Source organism: Glaciecola punicea ACAM 611 (genome assembly GCF_000252165.1).
In the GTDB taxonomy this organism is placed as follows: domain Bacteria; phylum Pseudomonadota; class Gammaproteobacteria; order Enterobacterales; family Alteromonadaceae; genus Glaciecola; species Glaciecola punicea.
Map to the genome: position 1 here is coordinate 178,673 of NZ_BAET01000030.1, position 14,640 is coordinate 193,312.

Annotated in this window: 10 protein-coding genes; 3 read left to right on the forward strand and 7 right to left on the reverse strand. The window is 42.1% G+C overall.

Features of this window, described 5'->3' with window-relative positions; translation table 11 throughout:
• Positions 1-638 precede the first annotated feature (638 nt).
• On the reverse strand, positions 639-953 hold the full coding sequence (locus GPUN_RS11695) for a winged helix-turn-helix transcriptional regulator (protein ID WP_051987344.1): 315 nt from the start codon (positions 951-953) through the stop codon (positions 639-641).
• Positions 954-1,041: 88 nt separating this feature from the next.
• Between GPUN_RS11695 and GPUN_RS11700 the strand changes: the two genes are divergently transcribed.
• Entirely contained in the window at positions 1,042-2,052 is a 1,011-nt protein-coding gene (locus GPUN_RS11700; protein WP_006006999.1) for a zinc-dependent alcohol dehydrogenase family protein, read from the forward strand.
• 296 nt (positions 2,053-2,348) lie between these two features.
• Here the strand turns inward: GPUN_RS11700 and GPUN_RS11705 are convergent, their stop codons facing one another.
• The gene (locus GPUN_RS11705) at positions 2,349-3,989 is read right to left on the reverse strand and encodes a hypothetical protein (protein WP_006007001.1); all 1,641 of its coding nucleotides are present in this window, start codon (positions 3,987-3,989) and stop codon (positions 2,349-2,351) included.
• A 1,078-nt stretch (positions 3,990-5,067) separates the two neighbouring features.
• Here GPUN_RS11705 and GPUN_RS11710 point away from each other — a divergent pair.
• Both GPUN_RS11710 and gdhA read left to right on the forward strand, forming a co-directional pair.
• Positions 5,068-5,922 (forward strand): ATP-grasp domain-containing protein, encoded by an 855-nt coding sequence (locus GPUN_RS11710; RefSeq protein WP_006007003.1) that lies wholly within the window; start codon positions 5,068-5,070, stop codon positions 5,920-5,922.
• A 346-nt stretch (positions 5,923-6,268) separates the two neighbouring features.
• The gene (gdhA, locus tag GPUN_RS11715) at positions 6,269-7,522 is read left to right on the forward strand and encodes an NADP-specific glutamate dehydrogenase (RefSeq protein ID WP_081483960.1); all 1,254 of its coding nucleotides are present in this window, start codon (positions 6,269-6,271) and stop codon (positions 7,520-7,522) included.
• A 95-nt stretch (positions 7,523-7,617) separates the two neighbouring features.
• Here the strand turns inward: gdhA and GPUN_RS11720 are convergent, their stop codons facing one another.
• The 5 genes from GPUN_RS11720 to GPUN_RS11740 all read right to left on the reverse strand — a co-directional run bounded on the left by GPUN_RS11720 (position 7,618) and on the right by GPUN_RS11740 (position 14,553).
• Positions 7,618-9,018 (reverse strand): MATE family efflux transporter, encoded by a 1,401-nt coding sequence (locus GPUN_RS11720; RefSeq protein ID WP_238528980.1) that lies wholly within the window; start codon positions 9,016-9,018, stop codon positions 7,618-7,620.
• A 396-nt stretch (positions 9,019-9,414) separates the two neighbouring features.
• Complete coding sequence (locus tag GPUN_RS11725) at positions 9,415-10,335, reverse strand: 2,3-butanediol dehydrogenase (RefSeq protein WP_006007011.1); 921 nt, start codon at positions 10,333-10,335, stop codon at positions 9,415-9,417.
• A gap of 179 nt (positions 10,336-10,514) precedes the next feature.
• Positions 10,515-11,318: an aspartate racemase/maleate isomerase family protein gene (locus GPUN_RS11730; protein ID WP_006007014.1), complete on the reverse strand. Its 804-nt coding sequence runs from the start codon at positions 11,316-11,318 to the stop codon at positions 10,515-10,517.
• 88 nt (positions 11,319-11,406) lie between these two features.
• Entirely contained in the window at positions 11,407-12,912 is a 1,506-nt protein-coding gene (locus GPUN_RS11735) for a BCCT family transporter (protein ID WP_006007016.1), read from the reverse strand.
• An 18-nt stretch (positions 12,913-12,930) separates the two neighbouring features.
• Positions 12,931-14,553, reverse strand: coding sequence for a carboxylesterase/lipase family protein (locus tag GPUN_RS11740; RefSeq protein WP_006007017.1), 1,623 nt, complete (start codon positions 14,551-14,553; stop codon positions 12,931-12,933).
• Positions 14,554-14,640: the final 87 nt, after the last annotated feature.

Here is a 14,640-nt window from a genome sequence, read left to right on the forward strand (position 1 = left end):
CATTGCAGAGCCAAGGCTCTAAAATTCTATAAGGGCTTATCTGCAAACCTGCCGAATTTGGTATTGAAAGATATGATATTTTCCGGTTTTTGAGAATTTTGTTTTTACTACATAGTCGGAATGTCTAAGGACCGCTTTGGCCCGCAGCCCGTGTGAAAACTCAAAAATGTTTGCAATAACGCATAAATAAACTCGTTATTGCACTGGAAGTGATCTCTGGCATGTTACTTTATTTTGGGCTTCATCATCATTCCTACAGCCACCAAAATAAGTGTGAGTCCAGCCGCATAATAAATCGTAAAAGGTTCATCCAAGAGGATAACGGCAAATATCGATGCCACTACTGGTGAGTTCTGGGCCAATTTTATGAATAGCTTCTGCCACAAGCAGTGAAGGAATAACTGTACAAAAAAATGCAAAACCAGCCACAACTAAGAAGGCGTGGTTTGAAACGTGCTAGCGTTAATTTGTCCTATACTCAAATACAAGGCATAAAATTTAGTCAGTCGTTATTTATCTTATAAATTTTACAATACTGTAGTTATTCATATTAACCGTTAAGATAAATAGGTAATTAATCAACCTAATATAATGTGTGTTATAACAGCTTAGCATTGCAAGTTGCCATACTTACGCTTTTACATATTGTTTTCAATTGTCCATTCTTTAAGCTCTTCAAGAATAGAGAGTGCGCTTACACCTTTTTTTGCTATCTTATAACTAACCGCAATAGGCTTTGTTGATAGCACTGTTCTAGTGATAAGTTTATTGGCTTCCATGGCTTTTAAACGCTCTGCAATCACTTTTTTACTAGCGCCCGCTAGCTGTCTCGAAATTTCATTAAAGCGCAAAGGTTGGTCTTTCAAGTGCCATAAAATAGACCCAGTCCATTTGTGACCAATAATACGCATACCTCTTTCAACAGGACAGGGCTCATAGCATTCTTTATTCATGATAGTAGGTTACAAAAAGTTAACTGGTTGACTATAGTAACCTAGCTGATATAGTCCGCACAACATTTAATTACCTAAAGAAATACTGATGGAAAATAAAACGATTGTTGTCAATGCTGGCGGAGGCTTTAATGCTGTTACCGTTGGGCAGACAAAAGTAAACCAGCCAAGTCAAGATGAAATAACAGTAAGGCTTCATGCTAATTCTTTAAATTATCATGATTATGCTGTAGTGAAAGGTCTTTGGGCGTCGCCAGAACGAAGAATACCTATGGCTGACGGTGCAGGGGAAGTCGTTGAGGTCGGTACGAATGTGACTGAGTTTAAGGTTGGTGACAGCGTGGTCAGTACCTTTTTTCCAACATGGATAAGCGGTGAACCCATCGTTGATGGTTTTTCCACCGTGCCGGGAGACGGTATTGATGGCTATGCTCGTGAATATGTCACCACTTCGTTAAATGCATTCACAAAAGCGCCTAAAGGCTGGTCACATGTGGAAGCTTCAACATTAACGACAGCTGCCTTAACTGCTTGGCGCGCGTTGACCGGATTTAACACGGTTAAAGCCGGTGATAGTGTGCTATTACAAGGCACTGGAGGTGTTTCAATCTTTGCGCTGCAATTTGCAAAAATGATGGGTGCTAAAGTGATTGCAACGTCGTCCAGTGATGAAAAACTGGCACGATTAAAGGTAATGGGCGCCGATCATGTTATCAACTACAAAACTGAACCCAATTGGGGAGCGCGCGCGAAAGTATTGAATGGTGGCATTGGTGTTGATCACGTGGTTGAAATTGGTGGTGGAGAAACATTAGAGCAGTCGTTAGCTGCAGTAAGAATAGGTGGACAAATCTCTCTTATTGGCATCTTGTCGGGCCAAACGTGTGAGCTTAATCTTGTTAACGCGTTTACACAACAAGTTAGGCTTCAAGGAGTACTGGTTGGAAGTCGAACTCAGCAGCAAGAAATGATAAAAGCTATTGAAGCTAATCAAATGAAGCCAGTAATTGATAAAATATTTTCACTTGACGCTATAGTCGATGCTTTTGAGTATCAGGAAAGTAATCGCCATTTCGGTAAAATATGCCTTGAATTTTAATTCAAATAAATACAGGTATTAATGCTATATATTAATACCCGCACCATAATCGGCGTAACTGTCCATGATTAACGGTTAATGCCTCTTCATCAGGAGATTAAACGACTGAAACACGAAACCAATTTTTCATTATGAATGGCAGCCGCTTCATCAAGAGATAAATTACTGTCAACAAGTCAATCGGCACATTTTCAGTGCCTTTTAATTTAATGTAATTACCTTCTTTGTTTACAGAAAGCTTCTTATGATTCACTAAAAGTATTAAATGCTATGCCATCAACAAATGTGGTTTTGGTTCAGTGTGCCCTTGCAACTTTTTCTACTTCATCAAGAAAAGCGGGCTTATTGCCGGTCATTTCCCATGTGCCCATCGCGATGGGTATACCTCCTATACTATTTAATTGGTCAAAAAACGATTTTAAGACAAAAATTTGTCCCTGTTCTTCGTCTAACTTTGCTTTTTGTGCGATGGCGGTATCGAGTAGAGCTTTACCGGTAACGTAACTGGTGCCATAACCGGGCTGGCGCAAATAAAGATGCTGTTCAAAAATGAGTAAATCAGGTTCTGTTTTCATCCAGCCTCTAGGCGTATAGTTCATATGAATTTCACCCGCTTCCTCCATCGTCATTTGATTCGCATGCGCATATAAAGAGCCTAAACCTCTAGCGGCTCTTTGGGCAAGCATAATCCACACAATTTCACGTGAACGTGGATTTTCATCATATAGACCGGCATGCATAAATACCTCTTCAACAGCGGTAGCTGTGCCTTCGTTTCGGCTATCAAAAATATTGTATAACAATGCACCTTTTCTGATAGTTCGTGGGTTAGGATCATTCTCCATTATCGCCAGCTCGAACCAATGATAAAAATGCGAATATAAAGGCGTTGGATCAAGGTGCGATCCAATATAAAAGAAATTACGGGTGGCTTCAGGCACAAAACTACCCAATTTTGCGTAAAGCGCGGGTTTAAAATAATCAGCAACCGTAACAATATTCCTTTCATCCAAAAATCTAAGGAAGAAATCAGCGGAGCGAGTAGCTAAGAGATCATATTCTTCTGCGTTTTTCGCTGGCACTAATGCTGGTAATCCAATATTTCTTTGCTCTTCTAACTTTAATGATGACCAAGCTCTATCCAGTTCGCGTTGCAGCAAACTTACCTCATCTTGCCATGTCATAGGCAATAAATGCACATGCTTTTGGTACCAGGTGTACTGCTCAATGCCAAGCCCTGAGGGCCCCGTTTTTAAGGCACTCTGCCCTTGTAACCACATAACAAATTGCGCCGTTGACTGCGTTGCCTGCTGGTGTATTTTTATGAGTGTCGCATTATCCGTCGTGTCAATTTTCGATGTAATATCTAGTAATGTTTTGTGCTGCTTTTGAAGATCACGAATGCCGGCAACCCATAGTTCTTTTGCATTTCCCGTTAAGTTCTCTTTGGCTTGAGCATGAAACGGTTTTATGCGAGATAAATCACTAATAAGCCTATTTTGCTCGCTATCGCTAATTGGAAATGAATAGCTCCATAGTTCGGTGACATAATGCGGAGTTGGACCTTCATGAGCGGGTACATCACTTTTATATGTCCACACTTGCTTGTAAAACGCCGGATCTCTGCGCCACGGCATTAGCACCTTGTCGTTAAATTCATAGCCATTGAGTTCTGCCAACATCACAAACCAATCTATTTGTTGTGGCACCGTCCACTGTGATTTATCAAAGGCTAGCAATTGGGTTTTAAATTGCGCCCATTCAACATGACGTTTTTCGAAGGTTTTTTTCCGATAATCTGGCGCAAGCTCATGTAAAGGCGCCATCTCAAAAGCACGCCATTGTGTAAAGAGGGTTTCTAATTGGCTAAAGTCTGATGACGATTTTACGCCAAAAGAAAATACCAATAGTGCTATCGCTAAATACTTAATAGTCATTTCTATATTCCAAAGTGAAGCCTTCTTGCACAACAGCGCATAGGACATTGAGAGACTATCATGTACGCAAACAATAAATTTTACCAGCAACACTTCTCATATATTTGATATCAACTTAAGAATAGCGATTCATTTTTAATAAAGACATATATCTGAATATATACCTTTATCCTGCAACAGCATGCTCTTAGAAGGTCCACATTTTTGTATAAAGAGAGTAGCTGCCAACCTAATGATCACTAAAGATCCAAGGACTAAACCGCTCCGCGGTAGTTGGTTGCCGCTTTAACATTATAATACTTCACACTCTAGATGTTCCGGGTCTAAGGTAGGTTAAGGGCATTGTGCCTTTAACCTACTCAGGAGCACCATCATGAATCAGCTTATCCAAACCATAAGTCCCCTTTGCCATGCATGATAGACGAAATGAATATGCGTAAACTCAATCCCTCAACTCAGACTAACTAAATGGCGGTTGGTTGTTTCCAGGCCAACTGCCTATTAACTTAATAACGACTCGCCAAATGAGTCGTGTATGCAGAGCGGCGGCAAAGGATGCAAACATCGGTAAGCGCGCACCATGCTAGGTGCATGACATGGCTGGCAGGGACTGCTCACAGACCGGTGACAGGCTAGTTAGAACGCGTCTTCAATATAGACATTACCGAATGTGAGAAATGTCAAAAGCACAATGTGACGATAATTGCCATCGCTGCGAGCGCCTCCCGACTAGCAGCACACCAAAGACTTTGCTGTTCAACGCGACTTCGATTTTGGGGCATAGCACAACACGACACAATATTAGGAAAATCACTTTTTCATGGTAGGACCGTTTGTACTTTACTCCCCAGGTTTCAGTACCAATGGACTATTAACATAAGAAATTAACGGCCCTCATAATCACGAAAGTTACCTCAAACTCCCTTTTGCTAGCATCGTTTCAGCCTGAAAGACACCTGTAACGAAGGGTAGTGAATAGCGTTAACAAGCTCTAAAATCAAGAAAAATACGCCCTGTTGCATAGATTAGGGATGTGCTTTATTCTTCCTACCCACCTCAGTCAACTGGATACTAGTCAATGTCTATTTTAATTCTCACAGATATCCCAGAATGGGTTCGCCCCCTCGTTGATATTTTAGAATCCAAAGGCATCAAAGTACAAATCGCTGATGATCCGCAGGAGATCGTAGCAAATGGCTTGATTGTCAACCGCGTATCTTCCCTTCTTGCTGCGCGGGATAAGGCTCGGGCGGATCGGATCACCCATTCTTTGCGCACCTGGGAGGCCGAGGGTAGATCTGTGATCAATGGATCATTCTGCTTCCAGACCGGCTACAGTAAGCTGGCTCAAGCCAAGCTTTTTATTGAGTGTGGAGTGCGTAGCCCGCAAACGTGCCTCGCCGTTCCTGGCGGACGCGCCATACATGGACAAGCAGTACTTCTTAAGCCACCTGCAGGTGGTTTTGGCAGAGGGATTGTGGCGCTCAAAGACGGCGAACCCGCCCCGGATGGACTTTTCAGTCGAGAAGAAGGCTGGATTGAGCAAGAGATGCTAACCGCCGCAGACGGCTGCGTCCACCGGATCGAAGTCCTTGGCCCCGACATCCTTTACGAAGCCCGCTCACCGATTCAAGCTGACGAGTTCAACTACTGCCTGGCTCACCCGGAATCGGATGTTACTCTCTTGCCTCCTCACGAAATTGCCCCGAAGGTGACCGAGGCAGTCAAAAAAATTCTACGGGCCGCAAGGATGGAGCTCGGCGCAGTCGAGTACCTGCTGGATGAAAATGACAATCCCGTTTTCATCGACCTGAACCCGGTTTCCAGCTTTCATCCCAAAGCGACAGCCATCCTTGGTTGCGATCCCCTCGACGCCACCGCTTCCTATTTGATTCATAGATCTGCGGGTCTTAAAAATAAGGGTCAAAGGTAGGCCTAGAGTGACTTTTTCTTAGTGTGTATCGAAATCGTTAAGCACTTTCGTTATTTTTTTATTCATGATCTGCTTATAGGATAGATAGTGGTTTTGCGATGACTATCAGATCAAACTCAGAGCATGTTTTTAACTGTTTTATTCCTTAATATTCAAGCCATGGTATGGTGTTAGGCGGACTTTGAAGCTTAACGAAAAGTGCGTTAAGCTAAAATGAACATGTCAGCTAAGCGTTAAAAGAGAGTAAATAGATATGAATGACATTAAATTTGAACCCACTAAATTTTTAGATTGGTTAAGACAAGAAAACGGCGAACAGACAGAGTTTTTATAAGCCGCAAAAGAAATCGCACACAGTCTTGAATCGACAATTAATAACTCTACACCTTTTAGAGTGAACAAAGTATTAGAAAGGCTAGCGCAGCCCGACCGTATAATTTCGTTTCGCGTTACGTGGGCTGACGACAATAACGACATTCACATCAACACAGGCTGGCGCGTGCAGCAGTCAAATGCGCTAGGACCTTATAAAGGTGGGTTAAGATTTCATCCTAGCGTAAATGAATCGGTGCTCAAGTTTTTGGCTTTTGAACAATGCTTTAAAAACTCGCTTACTGATTTACCATTAGGCGGCGCGAAAGGGGGGGCAAACTTTGATCCGAAAGGGCGTACCGACCATGAGATTATGCGATTTTGCCAAGCTTTTATGTTGGAGTTATATCGTCATATAGGTCCACAAACAGACGTACCCGCTGGCGATATCAACGTAGGCGCTAGAGAAATAGGCTATTTGTATGGTCAATATAAGAACATTAAAAATGAGCTTGGCGGTTATATAACGGGTAAAGATATTGAGTTTGGCGGTAGTGAGGTAAGAACCGATGCTACAGGTTTTGGGGTGATTTATTTTTTAGAAATTGCCCTTAAGCATCACGATGAAGAGCTTTGTGATAAGCGAATAGCGATTTCAGGTGCTGGAAATGTAGCGACCCACGCTGCGTATAAAGCCATTGAAAAAGACGCCTCTGTCGTTTCTATGTCCAATAGTCGCGGAACACTTCATGTGACAGACGGCTTAAGTGCAGACGACTTGGATTGGATAAACGAGAATTCCACCAGCGACAACGTCTTAAAAGCATTTTCCAAGGACCATGACAAAGCCCAATGGCTGTCAAACAAAAAACCTTGGCAACTTGAATGTGACATTGCGGCGCCTTGTGCAACTCAAAATGAGCTTGACCAAGACGATGCAAAGAAGTTAATGAGCAATGGCTGCAAATTTATTATTGAGGGCGCTAATATGCCATGTACTGCACAAGCCATAGAAACCTTCAGTGAAGCGTCTGCACTATATATTCCAGGAAAAGCCTCTAACGTAGGTGGTGTCGCTTTGTCGGGTTTAGAAATGTCGCAAAATGCTGGTTTTGAACAGCGTGGATTTGCCGAATTAGATAAGCAACTTCACTCTATCATGCACACCATCCACGAAAAATTTGTTCATTATGGCAAGCAGGAAGACGGCTCAATTAACTACGCTGATGGCGCTAACCTCGCAGCGTTTCAACGACTTGCTTCTGCAATTGTGTCGCAGGGGCTTTAAATGATGTTAAGCCTTTACTGCTGTAAACGGCGCTAACATCTCGGTTAATCTATATTCGGCTGCGCCGGCTCTAATGTTTGTCGTTCACTGGTCACTCAATTTAATAAATTAAGTGACCAGTTAGGATCGCAATCTTCTTGCTTCGCTTTTTTAAGCCAAAGTAATGTATAGCCTGCAACTAAGAAACCCGAAACTAGATTAGAAGTAGAAATTGCGATATAGATCCAACGCTCATCAAACCAGACAGAAGCAGCAAGACTCAAGGGCACATACAAAACAAAGGTTCTTAGCGCATAATAGCTTAAGCCTGTGACTGACTTTCCTAATGAATTAAGGGCCGCTGAAGAGACGATAATCCAGCCATAGCCGACTAAACTGACACCAACAATAAGTAAGTAATCTGTGGATTTAGATGCGACGCTGTCGCTAGATGCTAACAGTGACGCGAAGACATCGGCAAAACCATAAAACACTGCAATAATTATTAATGACCAAAGCACACAAATCAGATAACAATACTGTAGCGCTTTTATCACCCGTTGTTTATTTCCTGCTCCCCAGTTTTGACCCGCAATAGGACCAATAGAGGCAGATAACGCCATCATAGGAATGCAAGCAAAGGATTCTATTCTTGTTGCGACCCCAAAAGCCGCGACGGTATCGGCACCGTATCCGGCAATAATAGCGGTAACGATCCCTATACCAATTGGGTTGATAACGCTGCCGGCGCCCGCAGGCAATGCGATTTTGAGTACGGATTTGCAAGAAGCAACAAATACGTAATAATCGGGCTTACACAACTCAATAATTTGTTCACGATAGTAAGCAACATATAGCGCCAAAACTAAGGTGACCATGCGCGCTATCATCGTGCTTATTGCCGCGCCTTCAATATCCATTGCCGGTATTGGGCCAAATCCAAATATCATGGCCGGTGTTAATGCAATATTGATCCCCGCGGAAAAAAACATGATAAGGCTTGGCCAGAGCGCGTTTCCAACCGAACGAATTATGGCATTTGCCACAATGGGGATAACGAGAAACGGCATTGAGATATACCAAATGCGCATATATTGCGTAATGTAAGTCAGCACGTCGCCGGAGGCGCCTAGCAGGGTAAAGAGGGGGGCAATAGTGAAGTAGCCGACAGCCGAAATAAACATAACCAGCAAACCTGCCAGCAGCAAACTGTCGGTAGACAGACGCTTAGCGTATGTTTTGTTGTTAGCCCCAATTGCTCGAGATACGACCGATGAAGCGCCTGAGCCCAATCCAACAGATAAACTGGTAACGGCCATAGTGACAGGAAAAGTAAAGGATAAGGCAGCTAGATAGTCGGTGCCTAATTGACCTACAAAATAAGTATCCACAATCGAGACTGAAAATATCGCGGCGATGCCAAAGATCATCGGCATGGTTAGCCTAGAAATAATGGGCAGTATAGGGCCTTCTACTAAACTATTTTTATCTTCTGATTTTTTTGATGATTCCGTCAAAATAGCCCTTTGCATCTCGCACTGGATGCTGTGAAACCAACGTAATGTTGAGTGTCGTTATTACATTCATAAAATGTGTACGTAGACCGCGGGATAAAAGACTCAGTAATAGACATGAGCTAGTAAGTAAAACAGGTGCTAATTAGAGTCCTTAGACTGTAGTGCTCTTTGTTATCGCAAACCAAGTTGCTTGTATAAGCCAATATTAGTAGGCTGCTAAGCGATTACCAAATTTTTGCTGGACTCAATGAACTGGGTCTGATTGATGCCGATGGTAACCGTGATGTCGTATCATGGACGACCCTGCAAACATATTGGTTATTATTTCAAAGACGCGGCGCTTAATTTTACTATGGATAATCTGCTAGCCTAGCAGCAGGCGTTTGTCGATGTCTGTTATGGATGAACAATTATCTTAACGGCTGACTCGTTGTTGTGAATCAGCCTCTCGAAACCTTCTGCCACTAAATCATCGAGTTTAATTCGCTGGGTAATGAAAGGCTCCAAATTAACTTTGCCTTCCTCCACTAGCTTGATAGTTTCCTCATGGTTATTTGCATAAGCAATCGTTCCGCGAACGTCCAGTTCTTTCATCACAACGCTATGAACATTCACCGTTGCCGGATGGCTCCAAATAGATACTATTACAACGGTCCCACTGGGTTTTGTTGTCTCTACCAGTACATCCAATACTTCATTGACACTGGTGCATTTGAAAGCAACATCGACACCACGATTTTCAGTAATCCGCATAACTTCTTCGGCTACGTTGACTTCAGAGGGATCCAAAACATAATCCGAAACGCCGGTTTCTTTTGCTTTTTCCTTACGCTTCGCGCTCAATTCCGTGAGGATAACGGTTATACCCTTGGCCTTTAATACAGCCGCCAATAGCAGGCCAACAGGCCCGCCACTGCAAATTAGAGCAATATCGCCGGCTTTGGCGCCACTGCGAACAAACGCGTGATAGCCAACAGTAAGCGGTTCAATCAAAGCGGCTTGATCAAGGGGAATGGCGTTAGAAATGGGATGCACCCAGCGACGCTTGACTGCGATTTTTTCGGATAAGCCGTCACTAACAGCATAAACCACACCCGAAAACTCATGCCCCATTGTTATCGGCGCAGATTCTGTCGAGACCGGGTGGGGGTGGCCGCAGGGAGGAATAAAGATTGGGCCATCCATGAATTCATGCAAATCGGTACCGCAGATACCGCACCAGGCTACATCTATGCCAACAGTTCCTGGTTCTATGGTCGGTTCGGGGATATCTTCGATCCGGATATCACCTTTGTCATAAAAACGAGCAGCTTTCATTTATCCAGAGAGTTACCAGATTTGGATTCATTTGCAAACTTTTTGCTGCTTCAGCTCGGGTATATTGTTGTTCAACCACCGCTCATGGCGTCTATCCTAAATTCGTTTGAATATTTTTCTTAACCGGTACGTCCGGATCAATTAGACCATGTCAGTTTGAGAATGCTATGCAGGTAGATTTAGCTAGATTTAGTTGTTCGCAATAAGCGCCCAAGTTTTTTATCTGTAATGTCAATATTTAGTGCTTTTGCAGTAGCCCAATGTAAAGCAATATCGGCAGATAATATGGGCACACCAAATTCTTGTTCTAGCTCCTCTATAATGTTTAAGAACCTAAGCCCAGCGCCCCCGACTAAAACCATTTCAGCATTCGGTGCCGAAGCTCGGGCTAGGCGAAGACTTTGTTTTATTTCTTCTGCACTAAAATCATAATAGCGAATGTCAACTTCTTGTTGTGAAGCAAATATTCCTTGCTCGGTGAATGTTTGGCAGCCTTGAATAACTAAATCTACAGATTGTAAAAATGTTAAAAAGCGCAATTTCCATTGTTCATTATAGTATGGGCAAGCCAGAATTACACGCTTACAACCTAAATCGTGTATAGCATCAAGTACAGCGACACCATTGAGTATGACTTTGCATCCACAAGCATCCGTTAAACGCTGTTGCAATGCCCGAGCTCCTGCAGATGTATAATCATTGAAATAAGAAAAAGCGGGGCCTACTTGAATGATTAGCTCAGTACCCGAGTCTTTTAATAACTGAGCCGCAGTTTTAATATGAGGTTCTAGCTGTTCTATTTGTTCAAAACTATAATCAAAACCTACCGGGGGCATAATCGTTTGAGCTATTTCAACCGCTTGGTTGCATAAACTATAAAATTCTCTAGCGGTTGGATCAATCCAGCCAGGGGCGGCAATAATACCTAATTTAGGAATAGCATAAGAGGGTGATGGCAAAACAGTTTTAGACAAAATTTTCATAACAAATACACCGAAATAGAGAAAAGTAATAGCTTCAATGAAGCTGAAGCTATTTGTAGAATTTAAGGTTGCTTAACCGTGATTATGCTTAAGTCGCTCCATAGTCTTTTTTTAATGAGCTTAAGAACGAGTAAGTCATTATCATATATACAAATAAAATAGGTAATGACACCACTAACACAGCAGTTTGTGCTATTTTGTAGCCTCCGACATACATTAAACAAATAGGCAGTAAAGCTAATGTTAGTGCCCAAAATGTTCGGTGAAGGCGATGAGGGTCTTCCCCCACAGGAAGTTCGGCCGTCGCGCTGCTGGCGAGGACATAAGAAGCCGCGTCATAAGTTGTTGCTACGAAAATAATACAAACAATACAGAATAAGCCAATAACAATATTAGACAGGGGTAACTGTTCAAAAACGGTAATAATTGCCTCGGGTATGCCACTTTCATTCATAAGCGTTATCACGTCCAGATTACCTGAAAGCTGTTGATATAGGGAGAAATTACCAAAAATCATATAAAACAGTGAGCCACCGATAGTACCAAAAGTGAGCATACCAACGATAACTTCTTTCATGGTTCTTCCTTTTGATATACGAGTAACAAAAATACCCACAAATGGACCAAAGGCGACCCACCAAGCCCAATAAAAAACAGTCCAGTTTTCAACAAAATTTGATTCTGTAAAAGGGTCTGCCCAAGTATTCATTTGGATGAAGTTTTGTAGAACGGTGCCTAGACCACTTATACTCGCTTTGAATATAAATACTGTTGGGCCTGCAAACAGGAGAAATGCAAGCAATGAGAACGATAACCAAACATTGGCTGAACTCAATCGTTTCATGCCTTTTTCTAAGCCAAAATAAACACTTGTTGCAAAAATTGCGACACACGTGCAGACCACGAGGACCTCAAGCGTAAAATTTGACTCTATACCAATTAGCCTCGCAATACCTTCGGCAATCAAAGGTGTTGAGAAGCCTAAAGATGAGCCTGCGCCGCCAATCAGCGCTATGCGAAAAAGAAAATCGATAAAACGGCCAGCAAGAGAGTTTTCCTTACCTCCTAATACGTGATGACAACTGATGCTGAACTTTAGCATTGGGATTTTTTTAACATAATATGGGTAAGCAATCGCTAAAGTGGGCAAACAATAAAAGGCCCATGCGCTAATTCCCCAATGAAATAATCCATATGATGATGCCCACTTAGCCGCTTCTGTTGACATGGGTTCAACACCAAACGGAGGTGTTTGATAGTAAAAAGCCCACTCAATAGTCGCCCAATATAGTAATCCGGCACCCACACCAGCACAAAATAACATGCCACTCCAAGCAAAATTATTATATTCAGGTTTATCAGTTGCATCGCCGAATTTTATACTGCCATATTTACCAAAGGCTAACCAAATAAGCAGAGGTAATATTGTCGACGCAAGAAAAACATACAGAAAACCAAAATTACTGCCTATATATTCGTAGGCTCGTTGCATAACGGTTGATGATAATTCTGGTGCAATCATTAAAGGTACCGTCATTAACAACATCACAGCAATAGTTGCAACAAAACCAGTTTTATCAATTCGTTGCTTCAAGTTAACGCTCCTCTATTATTATAGTTTTTTTGAGTTTAATTTTAAGAAGGGCAATATTTTTTGACAAATTGAGAAATCAGGTGCAGCAATGACAGATATTTGCTCTGATAAAGCTAGCACTTTTGGATCATTTTCATCAAATTGAGGCCAAATAGGCAGAATAGTCAATTTTTCATCATTGGGATCCCCAGTTTTAGCAAAATTAGTCCAATACCTTATCATCGCCGTGGTTAGCATTTCGTCGTCTTTGTTTGTTGTTAGCCAGTCATCATGAGTATTAAATACATAGGGAATTTCTGCGCCATGATAGGCCTGCAGTTTGTCTCCACCGCTGCCTGTTCGAACTCGTTTAAAGCGATAAATATAAGCACGTTTATCTGATTTAGCTATTTGTTGTGCGTACGCATAGCCCGGGCAAACCATGTCCATTAAGGTCGATGTTTGATCATGTCCCCGCGCAATACTTGGCTCTTGTTGTGCTCGTTTTTTTAATATGTCTTGAATTTCCTTGGGGTATGAATTTATCATTTGTGCAAGTTTTTCGGAGGAATTATCTAAATACATTAACCATTCATCTTGATTGCTACCGATAAGCAGATCAACTTTTTGCTTTTGCCTAAAAAGCAAATTCAACGCCGTATCAGGAAGCACATTTCCATCCACGGCGGCACCATAGTAATATTCAGAGAAATCTTGTTTTGCTTTGTTAAAAAGAACTTTTGCCGAGGTTTTTTTTAGCATCGACAGTGAACTGTCTTTCATATCCAGAGAACTGGCTAAGTCATGACCAAACGTTTGCTGGCTTTTTAAATCGGCATTATTCCACAGCTGGAATCCACCGCTTTGACTGATTGCACGCTGAAATAGTCCATCAGCGAGCGGTGATAAAATTAAATTACCAATATTAGCTGCACCAGCTGATTCGCCAAAGAGCGTTATATTTGAACTGTCACCACCAAACTGCGCTATGTTCTTATTGATCCAATTCAGTGCTTCGATTTGGTCTAACAAGCCAAAATTTGCAGGCGCTGTGCTGTGTGTTAATTCAGGATGTGAGAAAAAACCAAAAACACCTAAACGATAGGCAATACTAACGACTATCACTTGTCCTTGTTGCGCAAGTTGAGCGCCGATATAATTTGCTTCGTATGACCAGCCAGCCTTATTACTGCCGCCATGGATCCAAACCATCACCGGTAATTTATTGTCCTTGTGCAACGATGGCGTCCAAACATTTAGATATAGGCAATCTTCACTAAAGGTTGGATCAGTGAATATCTCAGGTGAGGCACCAAAAGCTTTACCTACTTTTTGATACCATTGAGTATTGTAGTTGTCTTGAAAGCAAGCGTCGGCAAAGTGAATTGCCAACTGTTTTCCTGATCTTGGTTGGTGTTTTTCTGGTGCTTGCCAACGACGCTGATTTACTGGTGGCGCAGCGTATGGAATACCCTTAAAAGCGGCTACGTTTTCTGATTGATCAGCATACTGGCCAATCAATATTTCATTGCCCGCGGTTACTTCAATTGATATCGGTTCACTTGCATAGCTAACCTGAGAGGCAATAGTAAAGGGCAGAGAAATTAATAGGCCCCAACGAAGAAAACAAATAAATCTTTTAGAGAATAGCGATGTATTCATGATGAGTTGGGTCCTTTAAAACTATAATTTACGCTTCTATATCAACGACAACGCTTCCGCGTAATCCACTTTCTTCTATTAACTCAT

Coding starts and splice junctions, on each gene's coding strand:
- GPUN_RS11725 (WP_006007011.1), bottom strand. CDS start 10,335: ATGAAAGCTGCTCGTTTTTATGACAAAGGTGATATCCGGATCGAAGAT.
- GPUN_RS11700 (WP_006006999.1), top strand. CDS start 1,042: ATGGAAAATAAAACGATTGTTGTCAATGCTGGCGGAGGCTTTAATGCT.
- GPUN_RS11740 (WP_006007017.1), bottom strand. CDS start 14,553: ATGAATACATCGCTATTCTCTAAAAGATTTATTTGTTTTCTTCGTTGG.
- GPUN_RS11710 (WP_006007003.1), top strand. CDS start 5,068: ATGTCTATTTTAATTCTCACAGATATCCCAGAATGGGTTCGCCCCCTC.
- GPUN_RS11730 (WP_006007014.1), bottom strand. CDS start 11,318: ATGAAAATTTTGTCTAAAACTGTTTTGCCATCACCCTCTTATGCTATT.
- GPUN_RS11705 (WP_006007001.1), bottom strand. CDS start 3,989: ATGACTATTAAGTATTTAGCGATAGCACTATTGGTATTTTCTTTTGGC.
- GPUN_RS11695 (WP_051987344.1), bottom strand. CDS start 953: ATGAATAAAGAATGCTATGAGCCCTGTCCTGTTGAAAGAGGTATGCGT.